The following is a 24,908-nucleotide window of genomic DNA, read 5'->3' as shown; positions in this document are numbered from 1 at the left end:
CTGCTCTTAACTAGGATGTATTTCTCGAAGGTTAACCAGTCAATTGAACAAGCTAAAGGACAAGCGATGACGAATCACTCAAATCCCAATTCTTTATTCCAATTGCTTCTGAAAAATGAAAAAGAATCACCAAAGAAAATCTATTTAAGGCAGCCAAGAGAAAGTAAGTGGAGAGAGTATAGTTGGGCAGAGGTGATGTTACAAGCTCGTAAAGTAGCCGGATTCTTACAGGAATTAGGACTGAAACGAGGAGATCATGTTTCCATTATTTCCAAAAACTGTGCTGAATGGTTCATTACCGATTTTGGAATACATATCGCTGGCATGGTCAATGTGCCTCTCTTTGCAAATCAAAATGAAGACAGTGCACACTATGTGTTAGAACATGGGGATGTAAAGTTAGTCTTTGTCGGAAAATTAGATGATCACCAACGAGTTCGCCAATTCATCCCTAAGCAGTACAAGACTGTTGGCTTTGATTATCACAAGGACTTGAAAGTAGATCATACCTGGTCTGACGTGCTTAAAGTAGATCCTCTTATTCATTTAACCGAACCTCTACCCGATGATTTATACACCATCATTTATACTTCAGGAACAACAGGTTCTCCAAAAGGGGCTATGTATACTAATCAAGCGATTGCAAACTACCTCGAGGTGTTCCCCAAAGATCTATTAAGAATTCGTGATCTAGAACATTATAAGTTAGTTTCTTATCTTCCTTTAGCCCATGTGTATGAGCGTTCAGCGATTCAGCTTGGAAGCGTCAGTATTAATAGCTCAGTGTCATTTGTAGAAAGTCTAGATAAATTTGTGGAGAATTTACAGGAAATTCAACCTACCTTTTTTACTGCTGTTCCAAGAATTTGGGGTGTTTTTAAACAAAAGATTGAATTAAAGTTGTCACCAACAAAGTTAAATTTGCTACTCAAAATCCCTTTTATTTCAGCGTTAATTAAAAAGAAAATTAGGCATGGACTAGGATTCATGGAGTGTACCAATTTTTTCTCAGGAGCCTCTCATTTGCCCATTTCGATAATTGACTTTTTCGATAGATTGGGAATTTATATCCAAGAAGGATATGGGCAAAGTGAAAACATGGCCTATGCAACCTTATCAATGCTGAATGATAGACGTAGGGGCTATGTGGGTACCCCAAGAATGAATGTTGATGTTAAACTAGGTGAGGGGGATGAACTATTGATCCTCAACCAATGTCTTATGTCGGGGTATTATAAAAATAAGGAAGCAACAAGTGCTTCATTTACTGAAGATGGCTGGTTAAAAACGGGTGATGTTGCTGAGTTAGATGGTTTTAATCGTGTAAAAATTTTTGGAAGGATTTCTGAGAATTTCAAGAACCAAAAAGGGGAGTTTATTGCACCAACTCCGATTGAAAAACGGTTTTCAGTAAATCCGCTAATAGAGCAACTATGCTTAGTCGGACGAGAACTTCCAACAAATGTGATGTTGCTTACTTTATCTGAATCTGCTCGCTTGAATAAGAATAAAGACGAGATTAATAAATCATTGCAAGACACATTGAAACTAGTAAATTCAGAATTAGTTAATCATGAAAAAATAAGCCACATTATTGTATTAAAGGACGCATGGACAACAGAGAATAACCGCTTAACTCCGACCTTGAAGGTAAAGAGAAAGGTTGTGGAGCCTATGTTTGCTGAGCTCGTTCAAGAAGCTTTAAAGGCACACAACCCTATTGTTTGGGAGACAGTTTAATCAGTAATTGCTTAATTTCATGGATTCTATCTTCTCCAGTAGAGGCATCTAGGGAGAATTTTAGGCGCTGTGGTCCTTCCATTTTGTAGCGTTTGGCATGGACCTGAATGAGTTGAATGAGCACTGTCGGATCAATGAATGGTTGTTCTGAAAAATCAATTCGGCCTTGCTCAGCATTAGCACTGATTTTAACAACACCCATTTGCTCTGCTTTTAATTTTAAGTCAGTAATTAACAGGAGGTGTTTAACCGGTTGAGGCAACAAGCCGAAGCGATCAATAAGTTCAACTTGCAACTCATGCAGTTGTTGGCTTGATTTTGCGTTTGCAATTCGTTTATACATAATTAAGCGATTGTGGATGTCTCCAATATAATCCTCTGGAATAACAGCACTAAGTTTAAGATCAATTTCTGGACCTTGCTGCATAGGAGCAGACAATTCAGGGGTTTTTCCTGATTTTAGATCACTGACAGCTTTATCAAGCATTTCCATAAATAAACTAAAGCCTATGGCATGCATATTACCGCTTTGTTCTTCACCAAGCAGCTCACCAGCACCTCGAATTTCCAGATCATGTGTTGCTAAAGTAAAACCAGCACCTAAATCCTCCAGTGAGACAATTGCTTCAAGGCGTTTAATTGCATCGGGAGTTAATGATTTTTCATTAGGAGTTAATAAATAAGCATATGCTTGGTGATGAGATCGCCCCACACGGCCTCTTAATTGATGCAATTGTGCAAGACCAAACATGTCTGCTCTATCTATAATAATGGTATTGGCTGTTGGTATATCAATACCCGTTTCAATAATGGTGGTGCAAACCAACACATTAAAACGATGGTGATAAAAGTCCGACATGATGCGCTCTAGCTCTCTTTCACGCATTTGTCCATGAGCTATCCGTATGTTGGCTTCAGGCACCAATGCCTGCAAATCCTGACAAACTCTATCAATTGTTTGCACATTGTTATGCAGGAAAAAAACTTGTCCTCCCCTTAGGATCTCGCGGAGGATTGCTTCCCTAATCGTTAAGTTGTTTTTTTCTTGCCAGAAGGTTTTTATGGCTAACCTTTTTGCTGGTGGAGTTGCAATTAAAGAGATGTCTCGAATTCCTGCCATTGCCATATTGAGCGTTCTAGGAATGGGTGTGGCAGTCATGGATAAGATATCAACATGAGTTCTTAATGCTTTAATATGCTCTTTCTGCTTAACTCCAAATCGATGTTCTTCATCAATAATCAGCAAGCCTAGATTTTTAAAGGCAATATTACTCTGAAAGAGTTTATGGGTTCCTATGACAATGTCTGTTTTTCCAGATTTTAATGATTCAATGACTTGCTCTGATTCTTTGTTGCTTCGAAAGCGAGAGAGTAACTCTATCATGACTGGGAAGTCTGCAAAGCGATCACGAAATGACTCAAAATGCTGTCCTGCTAGAAGCGTAGTTGGAGCTAGAATGCAAACTTGTTTCCCATTTTGGACAGCCACAAAAGCAGCGCGCATGGCTACTTCAGTTTTACCAAAGCCAACATCTCCACAAATTAACCTATCCATGGGACGAGAAGATCGCATGTCATTGATGATCTGTTCAATGGCTTGTAATTGATCGGGTGTTTCTGTAAATGGAAAGCCACTGGCAAATTTGGTGTATTCCATTTGCTCAAATTGGTACTGATGGCCTGGTTGTGCTTCACGTTTGGCATAGAGATCCAGCAACTCAATGGCTACATCGTGAATTTTTTCAGCGGCTTTTTTCTTTTCCTTTTGCCATAGATCGGTACCCAATCTATGCAATGGAGCATGCTCACTGTCTACACCTGTGTATCTACTTATCATATGCAAGGAGGTAACGGGCACATAGATTTTATCATCTCCTGCATAAGTTAAGACTAAAAATTCGCTTGCTGTATCGTTGGTATTAATGTATTGAAGTCCTTGATAGCGTCCTACACCAAATTGAAGATGCACTACTGGGGATCCAACTCTTAATTCAGCCATATCTCGAATAATCAGATCGGGATCAACTGTTTTTTGTGAGCTTCTCCGTTGTGGCGTACTTTGTTCTCCAAATAATTGTGATTCAACAATGATGGATATATGGCTCTCATTAAGTTCACAGCCATTCATTAAGGCACCAGTCGTAATGTTGACAGAACTATTACTTTGGAGAAATTCCGCCCATGATTGAACTGTTTTAGGTTGTATATGGCTGGGTTTTAGTAAGTCAAGGAGCACTTCTCTTCTTCCAGCACTTTCAACCACCAACAAATAACGTCGATTGGGAACAGAGCAGTATTGCTTTAGAAGCTGCAATGGTTCGGGGTTTTTTCGGTCGATAGGAAGTAAGGGCCCTTCAGAGACATTGAAATTGAATGCATTCTTTTTTTCTGACGTGTTATGGAATAAGCGAATGGGCTCATAGCTATTTGCCTTTGTAAGAAGTTCGTTAGCAGTAATGAAACAGGTTTCAGGCGGTAAAATTGGCCGACTAATATCATAGCGTCGTTGTTCGAAGCGATCACTTAACTCTACCCAAAACTGTTCAGCGTACAATTGAATGTTTTCGATTAAAGCGATGTTGCTCGTTTGCGGCAAATAGTCAAAAAGGGTGACTGTTTTATCAAAAAACAGGGGTAAATAATATTCAATTCCTGAGGGAAATTGGCCGTTGGTAATCGCTTCGTAGATAGGACATTGGCTTGGGTTTCCTGGAAATTGCTCTCTGAACGATTTTCTAAATAATAATTGGCTTTGTTCGGTCAGTGGGAACTCACGGGCCGGAAGCACATGGACATGCTTGATTTTCTCAATGGTTCTTTGCGTTTCTGTATCAAACTGGCGCAAACTCTCTATTTCATCGTCAAATAACTCAATGCGAAAGGGCATGTGACTACCCATAGGATAGACATCTATGATTGAGCCTCGCACAGCGTATTCTCCATGTTCAAGAACTTTATTGACACAGTGATAGCCAGCTTGTTGTAATTGATTTCGGAATAAGTCTAGCTCAAGCTTTTGTCCCGTTTTGAGCATCAGGGCATATTGATTCAAAAAATCGGGTGGAGGCAATCGATGCATTAATGTGCTAGCGGAAGATAGCACAATTACGTTGTTGGATTGTTGCAGGCGACTTAACGTATAAAGTCGTTCTGAAATAATGTCCTGGTGCGGTGAAAATTGATCGTAGGGCAACGTTTCCCAATCAGGGAATAACAGCACCTCTTGTTTACCTTCTAAAAAAAAGAGCAGCTCCTCTTGCAGTTGACTAGCACTGAGATTGTCTTGCGTAATGAGTAGCTTAATCCCAGAGGTCTGCTCGCAATATTCAGCTAAGGCAAGTGCTAAGCTGCTACCATGGAGTTGACCCCAAACTAGTTTCTTTTGTGTCGTCGGGTAAAGTAGCGCATTGCTGTTCATACTGTTTTCAGATTAAAAATTAAAACGAGTGAGTATACTCCCTTAACGGTGAAAAAATAAGACAGAACTTAGGATAAAAGCCAATCATCTCGTTAAATTATGGTTATAAAGTATCCGTTTTGTTTGGCTAACGTCTTAATTAATTGCATTTTTTGTTTCAACCTGGGGTTTATTGTAAGTTTTGTGATAAGAAGTCGTGCAATAATCCAAAACGCCTGCTATTTTGACTATAATTAGCGTATTATTTAAACTCAAATTTTCATTATAGATAGAGATGTACTATGTTTGAATCCCCTTCTGATACTAATACTAATTTTAGTACTGTTGCTGACAAGGAAAAACCATCTGTCGACAGTGGCCAATCCTCTTTAATCGAACAGATGAACAAAGTGGAGAAGTCAAATATAGCGGATGCAATACAGCAAAAAATGATCCAAATGCAGCTCAATCAAGCTAAAGTGGATAACGAACGCTTTTTCATGATGCTTGCTGAACTGATGAAAAAGCAACTAGAAAGCGCTCAATTCAAGGAAGAGTTAGAACATATTGCACAAGCAAGCGGGTATCCTGATTCAAAAACGGCTGTCAATAATGCGTTCAATCAGAACGGACAAAGCCCACTCGCGTTTGCTCTACAAAACCAAGATTTTAAGACTGCAGAGCGATTGTTTAATGAAGGCGCAAATGTAACCTCTATAGAAAAAGCGATTTATAATCTAGCACGAGACAGTGTTGCAGGTAGAGAGCATTATGGTTTACCTCAGGCTAACCGTAGTGAACCCCTTGAAGACGTGAAGTATTTTGGGTTGACCCTTGGTATTAAAATGACGGACAGCAATGGTGTGTCTTCTCAATATGCTCACGTCGGTCCTACTTACCAAGTCATGACTGATTCAGTGACTAAATATGCTGCAAGGCATCCTGATAACCCCCATTTTAAAGAGATAGCCGACGCGTTTACAACCTCAAATAAAGAAGCCAGGTTTGTAAACAGTACTCCTCATGGGAATGGCGCGGCTTTATCTGAACGAATTAAATTAAGTGGAAAAGTAACGACTATACCCGTTAATTGTAAAGGTCACGCAATGGGTTTGTCTTTTGTGCCTGATGGCGAACCGCCAGTTAAATCAGGAAGCCTCGTCTATACAAACCGCGGACTTGGAGAAACACCTGGGAAATTTGGTACACGAATTTACAGAGTTGAGGACTCCAGTAAAATAACGCCTGAGTTTATTCGTAATATGATGAATGGGCATAATAGTGGTGCATCACACGACGACATAGTATCCCAAATAGCCAACGTCACTGATCATCAAGACCCTGTGTGTTTTATTCCTCAAAGTGCGCAGAAATTAGAAAACTGCACCATTGCCAATGCACGTGCAAACATGCATGGCATTTTATTGGCCATAAGAGCAAGGGAAAGAGGTGGGTTTGATAACCTTACAGAACAAGATAAAGCGGATGTTAAAAAGGAGTTTAAATCATACACCACTGAAATGCGTCAAGACAAAGTGGATGAATTGGTCGATAAGATCAGGAATAATCCCGATAATGAAAATTACAAAAACATTGCCAAGGAATATTTAAAACAACATCCCAAGGATGCTCAGACATTAGGAAAGCCTTTGATGGACGAGCTGAATAAAAGTGACCCTGAACATGCCTCTCATCACACATTAAGTTGATTTGGACGATTTCATAAGCACTATGCTGGGGTCATTAGGCCCTAGAAACCCTATCTACTTTTCGATAGGTTCGAGTTCAACCAATTCATTGTCCAAGGTTTCTTGTTCAATATCTACCGCCTCTATCTTTTGGAATCTGGACGTAATTTTCTTGGCTGACGTATTCACCTCAGTAACGTCTTGATGGGCAAGATCAATGTGCTTGGAGAGCTTATCCATTCTTTTTTCAAATCGTTGAAAGTCACTAGCAAGGGCATGTAAATGTTTTTGAATAATATGCACTTGCTTCCGTGTAGCATCATCTTTAAGGACAGCCTTAGCTGTAGTAAGAACAGCCATTAATGTACTAGGGGATACTAGCCATACCTTTAATCGCTGGGATAGGGCAATAAGTTCTGGGTAGTTGGCATGAATCTCTGCAAAAATAGACTCAGCAGGAATAAACATCATGGCGCCATCAGTTGTTTCATCCGCGATGATGTATTTCTCAGCGATGTCCTTGATATGCTTTTGTATGTCTTGTCGAAATTGTTGTTGAAGCACTTTTTTATCGTTCGAAAGAGCATCTACGTTGATTAGGCGTTGGTAAGTCTCTAGTGGGAATTTGGCGTCAATGACCACATTACCAGTCGGCTCTGGTAAAAACAGAATACAATCCGCTCTTTTTTGGTTGCTTAAGGTGTATTGCATCTGATAGTTAGAGCTAGGAAGCATATTACTAATTAATGTGGATAATTGTACCTCTCCAAATGCCCCTCTCGCTTTCTTATCCACCAAAACGTCTTGAAGACTGACAACATGATTAGAGAGCTCGGTAATTTTTTTCTGGGCTTCATCGATAATGGTTAAACGTTTGACTACGTCAATAAAGGTCGAAGAGGTTTTCTCAAAACCTTCAGTCAACTTGTTATTCACTTGTTGAGTTAATGAGTGAAGATGGTTACGAATCTCCTCTGTGAGCAGCTGCAGGTGAGAGGTCAGTGAGCTGGCATGTTGTTTAAAGCTATGATTGATTTGCTCCCTAACATCGCCCATTTGTTTCAGCATCGTATCACTGATCAGTTGTTGAGTACCCAGTAGGCCTTGTGCAATTTTTTCGTTAATGTGTTGCTGACTGCTTTGGTAGGATTGGTTAATGTCCAAATGCAATTGATGTAGCTGGTTAGTAAGTGCTTGCAGCGTTTTTTCGCTTTCACGAGCGGTGTGGCTTTTTTGATGCCCTAGCTTAACGAGCATCCATAACAGCAGAAAAAAATGCAGGGCAAACGCAAAGGCGATGCCCTCAAAAAACAAGTTAGATGACAAAAATGACATGAACTAATCCACTAGTTGGGTCAACTTAATAGGTGGGTTGAATTGGTAAACGGTTTTTAGTTGACCATAGTCTATCAAGCGTAAATACCCTAAATACAGGTTATCGTCTAATAATTGGTGTGAATTGTCAAAGGTAAATTGGATAACGTGCTTTCCAGGTTCAAACCACTGTGCTTTTTGTGAAGTCTGAATCGGTCGAATCGATGATTTAGGTGTTTTTTGGAAAAGAACGCTTTGTAAGGAATAGCGACTTGCTGTAGCTACATCGATGGTGGCTACAAAGGTTAAAGGTTTGGAAGACAATTTTTTCACGCTAATAAGGCTGGCTGACGGAATAGAGTAAGAAAAGGCTGTATGTCCAGAGCGTCTGATAATTTCTTGACCATTATCAGACTCAACATCTGTTTCTAGGTACCAGTTTTCTCCACGGTCATTACTTTCGGAGTTTAATAGGCCTTGTGCTTCAAATACGTTTGGTTTAACTTTGCGTATCTTCAGAGGAATGCTTTGGTTTTGTGGACCAACGATCCTGGCACTGACTTCATCTATATCATACACCGTAACATCATTAACCAGAGAAATTGTAGCAGTGACTTTATCTCCATATTGATAATGGATTGAATCTGTTTCAACTTGTAAGTAGGTGAGTGAAAACTTATCCAACACACTGATGACATAGCCTTGAGCATTGTCTGGACTTATTTCTTTGGTTTTAATGATAAAGCGTCCAGCTCCGAGTTCAGGTTTTATCTGCAGCATAGTATGGTGTTTATTCGCAGCAATTAAATCCCCTAGCTCTTGATCTTGAGAATACAAAGAGGAGGCCTCTTTGATTGACATGGTGTCATTGGATGGAGTTTTAATGAGTAGCTGAGGAATGGTTTTATTTTGTAAAGGCGTAATGCGAATAACTGCCCCAGGTGATTGGGTATAAACTTCAATCCCCTTTTTAAATTGTTCAATGTTGACCAGCTCTTTGTAACCGTAACTTTTTTGTGCATTACTGAGGTCGTTGTTTAATGATTGAGTATTAATTTCCCATTTATCCTGCAAATTGTCTCGAGAAAGCTGACTGCAATGATTGCATTCATACGACTTTGTAGGTTGTCTGGGTAGAGTGAATGCCTGGGCTTGACTGATGCAGAATCCGGCTATCCAGAATAAATTTAATATTTTCATTATACAATTCCTTTTTGTGCGATTTCTCTAATCAGTAAATACTCCAAACCTAAGCATGAGTGTCTGCTCTGGTTATGGCTTAAAGGAGAGTTATTTTCTGTTTTTTCTGTATCATAAAACCAAACGTCCCCTGCGTGACTTTGAGACTCGCAATTTAAAAACCCATCAGCACATTCATCCAGAAATAATTTTGCAATCTTTAAACCGGAATTCAACATATACCCATTGCAATAGCTTGATGACGAAAAAGGTGAGACACTAACGTCAGTGCCAACAACTGCTTTGAAGGGTATTGATAACGAAGGTCGTCCAACCCCACCTAGAAGTAATTCGTCATTGAAAATCAACATATCTCCAACCCGTTGCTGTTTCACAGCGTCTGAAAGATACCCAAGTAACCAAGCCAAACTGGTTTCAAACACTCCACCATTGAGAACTTCGTCAGCCAGAGGAGTTCCTCCACTGGATGGAGCCAAGGCGATAACTTTTATAATTTTGTTTTTGAGCTTCAGGTAGCGACTGTCATAGGTGGGATTTGATAAAATCCAGCGTATCACGTTAGCCCCATCGGAGTGAGTAATCACCGTAAGGGATTCGATGTTTTTTTCAGTGATAAAATCCAACAGTTGGTCTGCAAGGCAATTTGCGGAGTCTTCATGCCACATGTACTGGCTGAAATCACAATGGGCTACAAACAGGTTTTCAGGTTTCTCTAAAGCATGCGAAAGAGTTTCTATAAAGTCCAGTTTCCAATAAGTCCCATAGGCGTCCTCGCGGTGATCTTTCGTACCATGAACTAAAGCCAGTCCAGAATGACTTGAATCCACTTTTGGCAAAGCAAAGGTCAATGTTGAAAATAAAACACTAACAATAAACACTAAAATGCGTTGAAATCCCATTTCAAAGTTTCTCCTAAAGATGAAACGTTTCTAAGTTACACCCCTCGCAATTTAATCATTTTAAGGTAAATGATTGTGATAAAAAGAGTATTTAATGAGTGTGGATCTATATCATGGTTTGAATTCTCTTTTCAACAGGACTTACGAAAAACCCTAGTCTCTTTGTTAAAAATAAATAAAGACCTACGAAAAACCCCAATCTCTTCGTTAAAAGACATTGGGGTTTTTCGTAAGTCTTGTAAATTTCAAGTTGGTTGTTGAGTTCAGCCAAAAGCCATAGAACGAAATACAATTAGACATAAATCCTGCATAAAACCACTAAAAAAATGTTAAACTGAGTTTTTTATGTCGGGGAATGGATTTCATGATTCAAAATGAAATTAAGGAAAAAATTAACCTACTACGCGATCAAATAAGGACTTACGATTATCATTATTATGTTTTAGATGAACCACTCGTTCCTGATGCTGAATACGATCGCTGTTTTAAAACATTGCAAAAGCTTGAAAGTGAACACCCTGAGTATTTAAGTACTGATTCTCCCACCCAAAGAGTCAGTGGCTCTCCTTCTGATGCTTTTATGCCAATCTCGCATAGACAGCCCATGTTGTCGCTATCTAATGTATTCAACGAGGAAGAGCTCAGAGCTTTTATTAAAAGAGCTATGGATAAACTGGATGATCAACATCAAGAGTTGGTGTTTGCCTGTGAACCCAAATTGGATGGTTTAGCAGTAAACATCACTTATGAAAATGGCATTTTAGCTCATGCTGCAACAAGAGGTGATGGGGCTGTAGGCGAAAATATCACCGCAAATATTAAAACCATTGGTTCTGTTCCTTTAAAATTAAGGGGCTCAATCCCACCGAAACTCATCGAAATACGTGGCGAGGTATACATGCCCAAAGCCGGATTTCAAGAATACAATGATAAAGCAAGAGCCTTAGGTGAGAAAACATTTGCGAATCCGCGCAATGCAGCAGCAGGAAGTTTGCGCCAATTAAACCCAGAAGTCACCGCAAACAGACCTATTGATCTGTATTGTTATGGTATTGGAGCTTGTGAGGGCTTTACTTTACCGAGTAGCCATTTGGCGCAATTGGATTTACTAAGAACATATGGATTTAGAGTGTCTGAGGACACAAAGAGGGAGGTCGGAATAAACGGTTGTTTAAGCTATTACGAACACATGTTGGCAAAACGAAATGAACTTCCTTTTGAAATCGATGGAGTGGTTTATAAAATAGATGATATCTCATTGCAACAAGAGCTAGGCTTTATTTCTCGGGCCCCTCGCTTTGCTTGCGCCCATAAATTTCCAGCAACTGAAGAAATGACCCAATTGCTTTCAGTCGATTTTCAAGTGGGTAGAACAGGGGCATTAACGCCTGTTGCTCGATTAGAACCTGTAAGTGTTGGTGGAGTCACTGTTAGTAATGCAACGCTCCATAATATGGATGAAATTACTCGTAAAGACATTCGTATTGGAGATACAGTGGTTATCCGCCGTGCTGGTGATGTGATCCCCGAAGTTGTTTCTGTGGTTTTGGAAAGGAGACCAACTACAACTCAATTTATCGAACTACCCAAGCAATGTCCTGTTTGTGGATCAGATGTTGTGCGCGAAGAAGACGAGGCAATAGCTCGCTGTGTGGGTGGTTTGTATTGTAAAGCACAGTTAAAAAGAATGATGTGGCATTTTGCTTCTCGTAAGGCAATGTACATTGAGGGTTTAGGGAGTGTCCTCATAGAGCAGCTTGTTGATGCTGGAATAGTACGACATGTGTCTGATTTGTACACCATGGATTTAAAGACTCTATCCAACTTACAAAGGATGGGAGAAAAATCCGCAAAAAACCTATTGGATGCGTTAGAAAAAAGTAAGACAACGACGTTTAATCGTTTTCTTTACGCCTTAGGAATTCGCGAAATTGGAGAAGCGGGAGCCCGTGTTTTAGCAGACCATTTTCCAGATATAGAGTCTATTAAAATGGCGACAATAGATGAGTTGATGACTTTAAATGACATTGGACCAGTGGCAGCATCTTATATCGTGCATTTTTTCAGCCAAGCACATAATATGGAAGTTATCGATAAACTCTTAAAAGCAGGGGTTCATTGGCCTATTAAAGAAAAAAAACCGATTAACATGAACAACCCTTTTTATGGTAAAACAGTGGTATTAACCGGTACTTTAACCAGTATGGGGCGTGAAGAGGCCAAAGCAAAATTGTTAGCTTTAGGGGCTAAAGTCAGTGGAAGTGTTTCAGCTAAAACCAATTTCGTGATTGCGGGTGGAGAGGCAGGCTCTAAGTTGGCAAAAGCAACTGAACTAGGGGTTGAAGTGTTGGATGAAGAACAATTTTTGCAGCGTATATAAAGGTTCAAGATAACTAAAAGAAGGAATTTGAGTGCGATCTTTAACGTTATTTATTACCATTCAACTCTATGCATCCGTTGTATGCAGCGGTAATTGGGTTTTAAATAATCCTTATCCAGAGAGCGAATCCAAAGAAAACATCTATTATTCCTCATTTAACGAGCAACCTAAGACTTTGGATCCAGCCAGATCTTACTCTTCAAATGAGTACGTGTTTATCTCTCAGATTTACGAGCCACTCTTGGAATACGATTATTATGCCAGACCCTACAAACTGATCCCTTTGATCGCAACGGCGATGCCAACGATTAAATATTTGGATAGCCAAGGTAAGACGATACCCTTAGTTGAAAACGCTAAGCCTGCATTTACTGTCTATACGATCGAAATTCAAAAAGGAATCCTTTATCAACCACATCCAGCGTTTGCAAAACGAAAAGATGGGAGCTTTCGTTATCATCATTTATCGGAAGAATACTTGGATGACAAAGACATTAGTAAATTATCTGATTTTAAGTACACTGGTACCAGAGAGCTCTTGGTTGATGATTTTATCTATGAAATTAAACGAATAGCCAATCCTTCCGTAAGTTCGTCCATTTATGGATTAATGAGTGATTACATTGTGGGATTTAAAGAGTTTGGTGATTCTTTGCCGCCTGAGCTCTTACGAAATGGTACCTATATCGATTTACGAAAATACCCTCTAAATGGGATAAAAAAACTCGATAATTATCGTTTTGAGATTACATTGCGTGGCCAATATCCACAATTTTTATTTTGGCTAGCAATGCCTTTTTTTGCCCCAGTACCCTGGGAAGCCGATGTATTCTACTCACAGAAAGGAATGGATGATAAAAATCTGTCTTTTGGTTGGTACCCAGTTGGCACAGGACCATTCATGTTGACCGCGAACAACCCAAACCGAAACATGATATTGGAAAAAAATCCTAATTATAGAGAAGTGTATTTCCCTGTTGATGCCTCAGATGCAGATAGGCGAGAAGGTTATGTGAATAATATTGGAAAGCGCCTACCAATAATTGATAAGGCGGTCTATACCTTAGAGAAAGAATCGATACCACGGTGGAATAAATTTTTACAAGGTTATTACGACACCTCAGACGTAAGCGCAGATAGCTTTGATCAAGCAATCAGGATCAACCGTGTCGGAAATGCGGTTTTAAGCCCGGAAATGCAATCAAAAAAAATTCAATTAACACAATCCTTGGAGCCTTATATTTATTACATGGGTTTTAACATGCTGGATAATGTAGTAGGTGGATATAGCACTAAAGCGAGGAAACTAAGGCAGGCAATCTCCATTGCTGTAAATTACGATGAATTTATCGCTATTTTTTTTAATGGCCGTGGTTTGGCAGCTCAAGGCCCGATCCCTCCAGGAATATTTGGTTATCGAGATGGAGAACAGGGGATGAATCCTTATGTCTATCGTTGGAAAGATAATACAATGAAGCGTCGTTCGATTGCTGAAGCTCAACAACTGATGGTTGAGGCCGGTTATCCTAAAGGAGTGGATCCGAAAACAGGTAAAGCGCTGATTCTAAGTTATGATGTGGCTGTTTCAGGCAACCCAGATGAGAAGTCTAGATTGGATTGGATGCGTAAGCAGTTTGCAACGATTGGCATTGATTTGAATGTCCAATCTACCCTGTATAATCGTTTTCAGGATAAAGTTAGGACGGGCAACACACAGATTTTTAGTTGGGGTTGGAATGCCGATTACCCCGATCCGGAAAATTTCTTGTTCCTTCTTTATGGTCGAAATGGTAAGGTCAAATATGGAGGTGAGAATGCTGCAAATTACAACAACCCAGAATTTAATCGATTATTTGATAAAATGAAAAACCGAAATAATGATGAAACTAGACAAAAAATTATTACAAAGATGCTAAAAATAGTCACTAATGATGCTCCTTGGATATGGGGAATGCATCCTGAAAGTTTTAATCTTACCCAAAGTTGGGTCTCTCATGTAAAGCCAAACACGATTTCCTTGAGTACATTAAAGTACGTTTCTATTGATGTTTCTGAGAGAAATAAATTGCGTACTGATTGGAACCATCCAATTATTTGGCCTTTAATCGTCATGATATTATTCATGGGCGCGCTTGTTCTCCCCTTGATTTTTGCTTACTTCAAAAAAGAAAAGCAAGCGGCTCAGCGGAGTAGCTTATAATGGGGAATTATATTTTTCGACGAATAATTTATGCAATCCCCATCTTATTTGGCATAAATCTCATCACCTTTGCGTTGTTTTTTATTGTAAACTCCCCTGATGATATGGCGCGAATGCACCTAGGGAATAAGCATATTGAGCAATCCGCAATTGAGGATTGGAAAGAGGTTCATGGCTATAATTTCCCTTTATTTTATAATGAAGAAAAATCAGGGTTTAACACAGTTAAAGACACCTTGTTTTACCAGAAATCCCTGATGTTATTTACCTTTAATTTTGGAGTATCGGATGCAGGTAGGGACATTAGCCATGATATAAGCTATCGAATGTGGCCCAGCCTAGCTATAGCTTTGCCAACGTTGTTGTTGACTATCCTTGTAAACATTGTTTTTGCAATGGGTATGGCTTTTTTTAGAACCAGTTATCTGGATCTTTCTGGAGTCGTGTTTTGCCTCATTTTAATGTCTATCTCTAGTTTGTTTTATATTATCGGTGGGCAATACTTGTTTGGAAAAATTTTAAAATTATTTCCTATCTCTGGCTATGATGGTGGTTTAGATGCCTTTAAGTTCATTACCTTACCTGTTCTTGTGGCGGTATTAGGACAATTTGGGGCTGGTGCACGTTGGTATCGTACCTTGTTTCTCGAAGAAATTCACCAAGAGTATGTGAAAACAGCCCGAGCCAAAGGATTATCCGAGTTAAGAATTTTGTTTAAGCATGTTTTGAAAAACACGATGTTACCTATATTGACGGGAATTGTAGTGATCATTCCTTCCTTATTTATGGGTAGTTTGATATTAGAATCATTTTTCGGTGTGCCAGGTTTGGGAAGTTATATCATTGATGCGATACAGCAACAGGATTTCGCAATCGTACGATCCATGGTGTTTTTAGGCTCAATTCTTTACATTATTGGATTGGTATTAACCGATTTATCCTATCTATTAGTTGATCCCAGGGTTCGTCTACAATGACAAGATCGAGAAAGGATGGAATGTTGAATGGAATTTGATTTCTTCTGGACAGATAAGTGCTTCTTACTTCTTTTACTAGCCAGTATTTGCATCGTTTTAACAGGGCTGCGCAAACAACCTATTCGCTCTTCCTTTGCCATTATATTGCATAAGCCCATAGCAGTGAGTGCTGGGATTGTATTGATGTTGTTTTTGATGATTGGAGTTTTGGATTCCATTCATTTTAAAACAAATGACGAGACTGGACTTTCCTTATTGGATAAATTGCTCGCCCCAATGAGTTTGACGTATGAAAAAACGTATTCGGAACCCATGGCTTTAACCTCTTTTGTGAGTGAAACAGAACTTGTAAATGGTGTCATGACACAGGTTTATCCGAGATTGGAGTACCCACCGATACACATCCAGACTGAGGAGGATAAATTGGCATTTATTCACTCGGTGGTGATCAGGGGTGTAATCATCAGCATGATATTGATGCTTGGTATTTGGGGCTTTTTTAGTGCACTAAAGTTAAAGGCTAAATCAATAAAGGCTTGGAGGATAAATTCAACACAACTCAGTGTAATATTGACCCTCGGTGTTATTACACTATCGGTTTATACAGGGTATCAATTATCAAGAGCATTTCATGTTTTTGGAACAGGGCAAATTGGTCAAGATTTATTTTATTACAGTATAAAGAGTATACGTACTGGTTTAATCATTGGTTTTTTAACGACGCTGTTTACCTTACCCTTTGCTTTGATATTAGGAGTAGCCTCTGGGTATTTTGGAGGGATAGTGGATGATGTGATTCAGTACTGTTATACAACACTAAGTTCAGTTCCTGGAGTCCTATTGATTACAGCCTCTGTGTTGTCTTTGCAAACCTACATTGCTAACCATCCTGAGCAATTTCCTACATTGGCTGAAAGTGCAGATGCACGATTACTCGCATTATGCATTATTTTAGGGGTGACCAGTTGGACTAGTCTATGTAGGCTATTGAGAGCAGAAACCATGAAATTGCGTGAAGCAGATTTTATACTAGCCGCCCGTTCTCTTGGCAGTAGTTGGGTTACGATAATTCGCAAACACTTAGTGCCAAATGTAATGCATATCGTGGTCATTAATCTGGTATTGGATTTTAGTTTTTTAGTCATGGCAGAGGCAGTCTTGTCTTATGTTGGTGTAGGCGTATCACCAATGACGATTAGCTGGGGAAACATGATAGATGGAGCTCGGTTAGAACTTGCAAGAGATCCTGTTGTTTGGTGGCCAATGTTGGCGGCTTTTGTATTTATGTTTTTGTTGGTTGTGTCCATCAATCTCTTTGCGGACGCAGTAAGGGATGCTTTTGATCCTCATCACTCACATTGAGAAAGCGTTGAAATTGAGATCTGAGAACATTGTTATAAACCAGTAATTAGGTTAAAGTTTCATGATTAAAAAATTAAAATAACCCCCATGCAACAACAATTTGTTCATCTTAGAGTACACACGGAATTTTCTTTGATCGATGGCCTGGTACAAATAAAGCCATTGATGAAAATCTTGCCAGAGAGAGGCATGAGTGCTGTTGCAATCACGGATTTTTGTAATCTATTTGCTGCAGTCAAGTTATATAAGAGTGCTTTAGAGTCGGGGATCAAGCCAATCATAGGTGGCGAAATAATTTGTCATCATCTTGAAACTCCAGATATTACAAGCTCTTTAGTTCTATTGTGTATGAATTCCCAAGGCTATAAAAATCTTACTTGTTTGGTTTCAAAAGCCTATCAAGAAGGGCAACATCAGGGACAACCTAGAGTTCAATACAATTGGGTTGCGGAGTATTCGGAAGGAATAATAGCCCTGTCAGGTGGGCGATTTGGAGATATAGGTCAAGCTTTAGTAGCAAATGACGTTGAACTCGCAAAACAACGAGCAACTCACTGGATGACGTTATTTCCCAATCGATTTTATTTGGAAATACAACGCACTGGAAGAGCAGATGAAGGATTGTACAATGAAAAATTGATTGCTTTAGCCGATGAGCTTGGTTTACCCATTGTAGCTAGTAATGACGTTCGTTTTATTGATGAATCCGATTTTGATGCCCATGAAGCAAGAGTATGTATTCACGATGGATACACTTTAGCTGATCCGAGGCGAGAACAACGCTTTAGCCCCCAACAGTATTTGCGATCAGCAAAAGAAATGCAAGATCTGTTTAGCGATTTACCATCTGCTCTTGAAAATACAGTTGAAATTAGCAAGCGATGCAATGTGCAATTGGATCTTGGGCATAATTATCTCCCCAATTTTCCTATTCCCGAAGGCTCAACCGTCGAAAACTATTTGTCGCATTTGTCTGAGATAGGACTTGAGGAAAGACTTCAGCAAATTTTTAAAGGAAAACCCCCAGAAGAAATAGCAGAAGCAAGAATAAATTACGATGAACGATTAAAGGTAGAACTGAATGTTATCAATAACATGGGGTTTGCAGGCTATTTCTTAATTGTGGCAGATTTTATCCAATGGGCAAAGAATAATGGAGTTCCTGTTGGCCCAGGAAGAGGTTCAGGGGCGGGGTCCTTAGTGGCTTATGCTTTAAAAATTACAGACTTGGATCCACTACTTTATGAATTGCTGTTTGAGCGCTTTCTGAATCCAGAGCGAGTTTCCATGCCGGACTTCGATATTGATTTTTGTATGGAAGGACGGGATCGGGTCATTGATTATGTTGCAGAAAAATACGGTAGACAAAGTGTATCTCAAATCATCACTTTTGGTACTATGGCAGCGAAAGCAGTCGTTCGAGATGTGGGGCGGGTATTAGGTCACCCTTATGGTTTTGTGGATAAATTAGCTAAATTAATTCCTTTCGAACTTGGTATTACTCTGAGTAAAGCCATGGAGCAAGAAGAGGAGTTACGACGCCGTTATAACGAGGAAGAGGAAGTAAAGGAGTTATTCGATTTAGCCTTAAAACTAGAAGGCGTGACAAGAAATGCTGGAAAGCATGCTGGGGGTGTAGTCATTGCTCCCTCTAGATTGACCGATTTCACAGCGATTTATTGTGAAGAGGGGTCTACACAAATCGTAAGCCAATTCGATAAGGATGATGTTGAAGCAGTGGGCTTGGTCAAATTTGACTTTTTAGGGTTGAGAACACTGACAATTATTGATTGGGCATTAGCAACGGTGAACAAACAGTGTCAACAAAACAACTTACCTTTGGTTGATATCAGCCATATTCCCACGGATGATCAAGCGAGTTTTGAGTTGCTTAAAGCCTGCAAAACAACGGCAGTATTCCAACTTGAATCGCGAGGGATGAAAGAGCTCATCGGTAGACTGCAACCGGATTGCTTTGAAGACATCATCGCATTGGTCGCTTTATTTAGACCAGGTCCTTTGCAATCGGGAATGGTCGATGATTTCATTGACAGGAAGCATGGAAGAGCCCAAGTAGATTATCCACATCCAGATTTGGAACCAATTCTAAAACCCACTTACGGTGTCATATTATATCAAGAGCAAGTTATGCAAATTGCTCAGGTACTGGCGAATTATACCCTAGGCTCTGCTGATTTATTGCGGCGAGCTATGGGTAAGAAAAAGCCAGAAGAGATGGCGAAACAGCGGGAGATATTCACGAGTGGTGCACTAGCTAGAGGTGTTGATGCAGAGGTCGCTACTCATATTTTTGATTTGATGGAAAAATTTGCAGGGTATGGATTCAATAAATCACATTCTGCAGCCTATGCATTAGTTGCTTATCAAACGGCATGGTTAAAAGCACACTATCCTGCGGCTTTTATGGCGGCTGTTATGTCTTCAGATATGGATAATACGGATAAAGTTGTGACATTCATTGATGAGTGTGCGCACATGAAGTTAGAAGTATTACCGCCTTCGATTAATCAATCGATGTACCATTTTACGGTGAGTGATGATAAAACCATTATCTATGGTCTTGGAGCTATCAAAGGGGTAGGGGAGTCTGCCATTGAATGCATTGTGCAAGAAAGAGTAGCAAATGGCTCATTCCAGGACTTATTTAGTTTTTGTGAGCGATTAGATTTACGTAAAGTAAATCGACGGGTCCTTGAAGCCTTGATTAAAAGTGGTGCCTTGGATGAATGGAACATAGAGCGAGCAGCATTGACTGCATCATTAGACAGAGCGCTTCGTTTAGCAGAAAAGGAGCATCAAAATCAAAACAGTGGCCAATTTGATTTGTTTTCTTTGATCGACGATAACTCTACCAAGCATGAATATGTACCCTGTAAGTCATGGACAGATGCACAAAGGCTCGAAGGTGAAAGGGAGGTTTTGGGCTTCTATTTAACAGGGCATCCAGCTGATCAATACCGAAGGGAGTTTACAGATTTTATTCACCCAATTGGTCAATTAAATCCAGCTGTACAAAAGAAAGCACATATTTGTGGGCAGGTTGTAGGCATTAGAAAACTGATCACTAAGCGTGGAAAGAAATTAGCCATCATTGGCTTAGAGGATGCCACAGCTAAGATTGATGTTGTTGTATTTGGTGAGATCTTTGAGCAGTATACCGAAACTTTGGCGAGTGGAGAGATGCTCGTTATCGAAGGGGAGGTGGCCATCGATGACTACAATGGTGGAATTAAAATGACAGCGAGTGTACTTCATTCGATAGCGAGTGCGAGAACTAAATTTGCACGCTGCTTGGAGTTGCAGTTAAACCAGAGTAGTGAATCACTTCTTTCTTCCATTCAATCCATTTTAAAAAATTATTCCGGTCGTTGTGCAGTGCAAGTGGCTTATCATAATCAGGTCGCAAAAGCGCATTTAAATCTAAGTTCAAAATGGTTTGTCGATCCTAGTAATGAGTTACTGGAGGTGTTGAGTAACTTGATTGGTCCTGAACAAGTTAACATGAGGTATTAATACTTCTGGATGAAAACAGGAATTGCTAAAAATGCATCGTCTAGAGTCGCTGGCCGACGCTATTTATAAATCAATGGATCACTTTATAGGGGGTTGTCGGACCTTGGTCCGACAAACTTGATGCATGACTAACTCTATAGGGTTGATGCAGTGCTTAATAACTCTTCTTTTTCTTCATCCTGAGACTCTTCCTGTTCATTCGGTTGAGCATTATTTTCAAGCTCTTTTTTCAGCGCTCTAATATTGATCTGTTTTTTGAGCTCATTAATGACTTCAATTGGGAGAGATGCTCCATCAGTAGGTACTTTTAGTTCCTTACCATCAACAAGCAATTTCCTATCTTCCGTGATAGTCACTGTCTTGCCTTTTAAGTCCGTTGCTAGCTCTGTGTTTGTTGAGTAATCAAGAACAATACCATTAATGACTGATTTGCCATCGGAAATCCGTAAGCCTGTCATTCTGCCATCATTAGGGTAAGTGGTGGAATAGCTAATTAACGTTTCAGCCCCCCTCCACAGAAGCCTGTATACCATATCTATAGGCATCCCCACACCAACCCCTATACCTTCTCCCAATAGACCTCCTATTGTTCCAAGCAAACTGGCCATACTGATATTGCAAAAGGAGGTGATTATTTTACTGGCTATGACTTGTGAGAATAGTGCAACACCCATTGGTCCAGTTGTACCTAAGAATAAAAGACTACTTCCAACGTAGGTCGTAAGCTGAGCTTTACTTGAAAGAGCTGTGGATGACTGGCTAATAACGTCTCCACCGATGTAGCCCACTGTTGCTCCGGTGTAGGTACCTACAGCGCCAAAAAATCGTTGCGTAATTGTTGTAACTGGATAGTTAGTGTATGGATTTACGGGTTTTTTTGCATTTTTTGCTTGTGTAGCGACAAAATCTGAAAACTCCCTCCACTCTTTTTCACTGAAGGGTGGAAAGTTCTGTTTTCTTAGAGCAGCATTTGCGTCAGAGTATGCTGACAATGAAGAGTTAATGACTCGATTCGCTGCTAAAAAGCACATTTCTTCGTCTTCTTTATCTAAATAATTGGTACTGGTTATCCCTAAATCTTTATTAATTAAGCGATACAATGCCGAGTTGTTTTTAAAGGTAGAAATTTGTGATTGAACGAATAAACAAGCTGCAAGAACAACACGTGAGGCTGTTAAGTTAGCTTCCCATTCCTCGGGAGATGTTATTTCCTCTTCTCGGGCAAAATTAGCGCGAAGAACAATGATCATTTTTAGAATGAATTTGGTTTGTCTGTCTCTTGATTTAACATCAGTACCACCGAATAAGGTTGGAACCCCAAATAGAGAAGGAGTTTCATCTAAATTAACATGTCGTTCACCCTCATATTCCTTGCGGATAGAATATATATTTAAAAGTGCTCCTGCTGGAAGAATATAACGCATAATAAACCTCATTTCCCTTGAGTTAATTATTTAGACTTCTTGCACTAAAAGAGTCTGTAGCGCTTATTCATGAAGTCTATTGGTGTATTTTTTATATTACTGGTTCATTGGTTAAATGCAATCTGATTTGATTAAATTTTACTAAATTGTTGCAAACTATTAATGCCTTACTGAGGAATTCTAGTTTAACAGGTTGTAAATGATGCATTTTTTGAGGATTATGGTATTTTTAAAGAATCAGAAGCTCTTTATGGTCGTATATGGCGTTTAAAACTTTGTAAATCCATGTCTTGAAGCCAGAGTCTGATGACAATTCTACTACTAGATTTTCGAATAAGGTAAATTGGCATGCTTGCACTAATTCACAAATTCATCAGGATAGGATACATGGATAAGTTATTGAACTATTTTTCACTGCTTCGTGTGTCACACTGGAGTAAATCTATATTTGTGATGCTTGGCTTTATTTATACTCCTGTATCGGGTTTCCTTTTGCCTGCCATAGTCGCTTCATTTTGTTTTTGTCTGATTGCTAGTTCTGTCTATATTTATAACGATATACAGGATCGTTCTGAGGACCGTCTTCATCCCTATAAAAGCAATAGGCCTTTAGCAAGTGATTTAGTATCTGTTGAAGATGCAATTGGAATTATGTTTTTATTGATCATTAGTGGTCTTGGTATTGGCTGGTTAATCTCTAAATCATTAGTCATTATTTTAGCAATCTATTTGCTAATAAATCTGGCTTATAATCATCTACTAAAATTAATTCCAATTCTTGATGTGGCCTGCATTGCAATGGGATTTATGTTAAGGGTACTTGCTGGAACAACTGGAATAGGAATTCCTATATCCATATGGTTGCTGATTGCAGCTACTTTATTAAGCTTATTTATTGCCCTAAACAAAAGACAGTTGGAAATACAACTCGGCCTAAAGAACTCAACGCGCAAAGTGTTACGGAAATACCATCCCCAATTATTACAGCGATTGATATTGGGAACAGGGATAGCCTGCCTAATGACATACATTTTGTACATCGTGTACGTGCGGGAGGAAGCCTATTATTTTGTATTAACCTTACCGTTTGCTGCTATAGCCTTATGGCGTTTTGCTTGGCTCGCTAAACAAGAAGTAAATAACGATGATCCGGTCAACGTGTTTTTATGCGATAAATTATCTATCCTGAATCTACTAAGTTTTTCAGTGTTGACCCTTATGGCTCTGATCGGATGAGTTTGAAAGGGCGCTGGCATTGTATTTTCTATATTGCCTTATTGTGTTACCTACTATTGCTGCAAATTAGAGCGATTTGGCCATTTACTATTGATGATATGTACATCTCTCTGCGATATGCACATCATTGGGCTTCTGGAATAGGATTACTCTGGAATCCTAATTCAGTCCCTGTCGAAGGTTACTCAAATTTTATCTTCGTTGTTCTCGGAGTCTTTGCATTTTTAGTCCACCTAGACCCTGTTATTACCCTTAAAATCACTGGTTGGCTTGGTTTGGTTGCTACCTGTCTATTTATCTATTTAATGACGCGGTTGTGGTTTTCTAGAAAGGAGTCCTTGATTCCAGTAATTTGGCTATTGCTGTATAAGGGACAAATTATTTGGGCAGTTAGTGGGCTTGAAACAACGGTTTATGAAGCTCTAATTTCAGGCTCGGTCTATTTTTGCTATCGTGGGATGGGTTATTTGAGTTATCCCCATCCTAAATCCAAAGCTAATAATTGGTGTTTCTTCTTTGCAGGTGTCTTTTTAACAATTGCTGCCTTGACTCGGCCTGAGGCTCCTGTGTTTATGATCCTATTCGGTGTTTTAATGGCTTGGGAACAACATCCCTTTATTTCGGTGAGTACTATTCGAAGTGCAATTAGTTTTTCCTTTCCCATCGTGGTTGTTTTTCTACCCTATTTTTTATGGAGATGGCATTATTTTGGACAATTATTCCCAAATCCAGTGTATTGTAAAGGGTTTGAGGGTAATCGTTTTGCCTTGGATTTGAATTATTTAAAGTTGGTTTGGCCGTTTCTATTGTTGTCTATTCCCGCATGCATTCACTCCCCTGACAAGAGGCATTATTTTTTATGGATTCCCAGCGTCGCTTATTTATTGATGCTGATCGAGGCTGATACTTTAGTCGCATTTCAAAATCGCTTATTTATGCCCGCATTTGCCCTTATTCTAGTCCTAGCTTTTCAAGGAGTAAGTCATTTATTGAATCGCTATAGTCTTAAGAAAGAAATGGTTGTGGGCTATTTATTTGTAACAGTGATTCTTATCGCTTTATTATTTATTCCTAAAATGTCTTTAGAAGAGTACCGCTATTTCAGTGAGGCTCCTTTAAATGGAGAGAAACTAAGGCTTGAAGTCGTTAAATGGCTAAATACTCACGCAACAAAAGATGCTACAGTAGTCATAGCCGATTCCGGACTTATCCCCTATTACAGTCCGCTGAATTTCATAGACTCGTATTGTTTAAACAACGCTGAAATGACAAAAATGCCCTCTTCTAATCGATATGAAGTATTTTGTAATAGTATATTGTCTCAACAACCAACCTACTTTATTTTGACTTCATTGATCGAAAATGGCGAAGTCAAATACACCCCAAGCGATATGTGCTTAAAGAAAGAACTAGTAAACAGTAATAACTATAAAATGCTTAATGTGTTTTCTACAAATTCAACGCACTCCCAGTATCGCTATGAATTGTTCGTTAAACAAAACTAATAAATGACACCAAGATTGAGATAAACAGGGTTTCAAATGTGAACGTTTAGAT

The 24,908-nt window shown here is 39.4% G+C and carries 14 protein-coding genes; 9 read left to right on the top strand and 5 right to left on the bottom strand.

The window, feature by feature from the left end:
• The first annotated feature begins 66 nt into the window (after positions 1-66).
• Positions 67-1,740 (top strand): AMP-binding protein, encoded by a 1,674-nt coding sequence (locus Lwal_RS00640; RefSeq protein WP_058479035.1) that lies wholly within the window; start codon positions 67-69, stop codon positions 1,738-1,740.
• Here the strand turns inward: Lwal_RS00640 and mfd are convergent.
• Positions 1,718-5,158, bottom strand: a complete 3,441-nt coding sequence (gene mfd, locus Lwal_RS00635; protein ID WP_058478998.1) for a transcription-repair coupling factor — start codon at positions 5,156-5,158, stop codon at positions 1,718-1,720. The genes Lwal_RS00640 and mfd overlap by 23 nt on opposite strands.
• Before the next feature lie 281 nt (positions 5,159-5,439).
• Here mfd and ankD point away from each other — a divergent pair, with 281 nt between their 5' ends.
• The gene (ankD, locus tag Lwal_RS00630; RefSeq protein WP_058478997.1) at positions 5,440-6,846 is read left to right on the top strand and encodes a Dot/Icm T4SS effector AnkD/LegA15; all 1,407 of its coding nucleotides are present in this window, start codon (positions 5,440-5,442) and stop codon (positions 6,844-6,846) included.
• Positions 6,847-6,900: 54 nt separating this feature from the next.
• On the opposite strand, the gene Lwal_RS00625 is transcribed toward ankD, so the two are convergent.
• From Lwal_RS00625 to Lwal_RS00615, 3 genes are read right to left on the bottom strand one after another with little or no spacing between them, the layout of a single operon-like run.
• Positions 6,901-8,160, bottom strand: a complete 1,260-nt coding sequence (locus Lwal_RS00625; RefSeq protein ID WP_058478996.1) for a DNA recombination protein RmuC — start codon at positions 8,158-8,160, stop codon at positions 6,901-6,903.
• 3 nt (positions 8,161-8,163) lie between these two features.
• Positions 8,164-9,339, bottom strand: coding sequence for a DUF4785 domain-containing protein (locus Lwal_RS00620; protein WP_058478995.1), 1,176 nt, complete (start codon positions 9,337-9,339; stop codon positions 8,164-8,166).
• Entirely contained in the window at positions 9,339-10,238 is a 900-nt protein-coding gene (locus Lwal_RS00615) for a hypothetical protein (RefSeq protein WP_058478994.1), read from the bottom strand. Before Lwal_RS00615 ends, Lwal_RS00620 begins: the two co-directional genes overlap by 1 nt.
• Before the next feature lie 364 nt (positions 10,239-10,602).
• On the opposite strand from Lwal_RS00615, the gene ligA reads away from it, so the two are divergent.
• From ligA to dnaE, 5 genes are all read left to right on the top strand, one after another.
• Complete coding sequence (ligA, locus tag Lwal_RS00610) at positions 10,603-12,618, top strand: NAD-dependent DNA ligase LigA (RefSeq protein ID WP_058478993.1); 2,016 nt, start codon at positions 10,603-10,605, stop codon at positions 12,616-12,618.
• A gap of 52 nt (positions 12,619-12,670) precedes the next feature.
• The gene (locus tag Lwal_RS00605) at positions 12,671-14,818 is read left to right on the top strand and encodes an ABC transporter substrate-binding protein (RefSeq protein ID WP_095197655.1); all 2,148 of its coding nucleotides are present in this window, start codon (positions 12,671-12,673) and stop codon (positions 14,816-14,818) included.
• Positions 14,818-15,795: an ABC transporter permease gene (locus Lwal_RS00600; protein WP_058478991.1), complete on the top strand. Its 978-nt coding sequence runs from the start codon at positions 14,818-14,820 to the stop codon at positions 15,793-15,795. The genes Lwal_RS00605 and Lwal_RS00600 overlap by 1 nt, the downstream gene beginning before the upstream one ends.
• Positions 15,796-15,822: 27 nt before the next feature.
• The gene (locus Lwal_RS00595; RefSeq protein WP_058478990.1) at positions 15,823-17,157 is read left to right on the top strand and encodes an ABC transporter permease; all 1,335 of its coding nucleotides are present in this window, start codon (positions 15,823-15,825) and stop codon (positions 17,155-17,157) included.
• A gap of 87 nt (positions 17,158-17,244) precedes the next feature.
• The gene (dnaE, locus tag Lwal_RS00590; RefSeq protein ID WP_058478989.1) at positions 17,245-20,691 is read left to right on the top strand and encodes a DNA polymerase III subunit alpha; all 3,447 of its coding nucleotides are present in this window, start codon (positions 17,245-17,247) and stop codon (positions 20,689-20,691) included.
• Between the two features lie 134 nt (positions 20,692-20,825).
• Here dnaE and Lwal_RS00585 read toward each other — a convergent pair whose 3' ends face one another.
• Positions 20,826-22,115 carry a type IV secretion protein Dot gene (locus Lwal_RS00585; protein ID WP_065235632.1) on the bottom strand — a complete coding sequence of 430 codons (1,290 nt, stop codon included), beginning with the start codon at positions 22,113-22,115 and terminating at the stop codon, positions 20,826-20,828.
• A gap of 348 nt (positions 22,116-22,463) precedes the next feature.
• Here Lwal_RS00585 and Lwal_RS00580 point away from each other — a divergent pair, with 348 nt between their 5' ends.
• On the top strand, positions 22,464-23,351 hold the full coding sequence (locus tag Lwal_RS00580) for a decaprenyl-phosphate phosphoribosyltransferase (protein ID WP_058478988.1): 888 nt from the start codon (positions 22,464-22,466) through the stop codon (positions 23,349-23,351).
• Positions 23,348-24,856, top strand: coding sequence for a hypothetical protein (locus Lwal_RS00575; RefSeq protein WP_058478987.1), 1,509 nt, complete (start codon positions 23,348-23,350; stop codon positions 24,854-24,856). The genes Lwal_RS00580 and Lwal_RS00575 overlap by 4 nt, the downstream gene beginning before the upstream one ends.
• Positions 24,857-24,908 lie beyond the last annotated feature (52 nt).

The sequence above is a fragment of the Legionella waltersii genome, assembly GCF_001468085.1.
In the GTDB taxonomy this organism is placed as follows: Bacteria; Pseudomonadota; Gammaproteobacteria; order Legionellales; family Legionellaceae; genus Legionella; species Legionella waltersii.
Note: the sequence above shows the minus strand (reverse complement) of the source record. Positions and strands in the feature narration are given on the sequence as shown.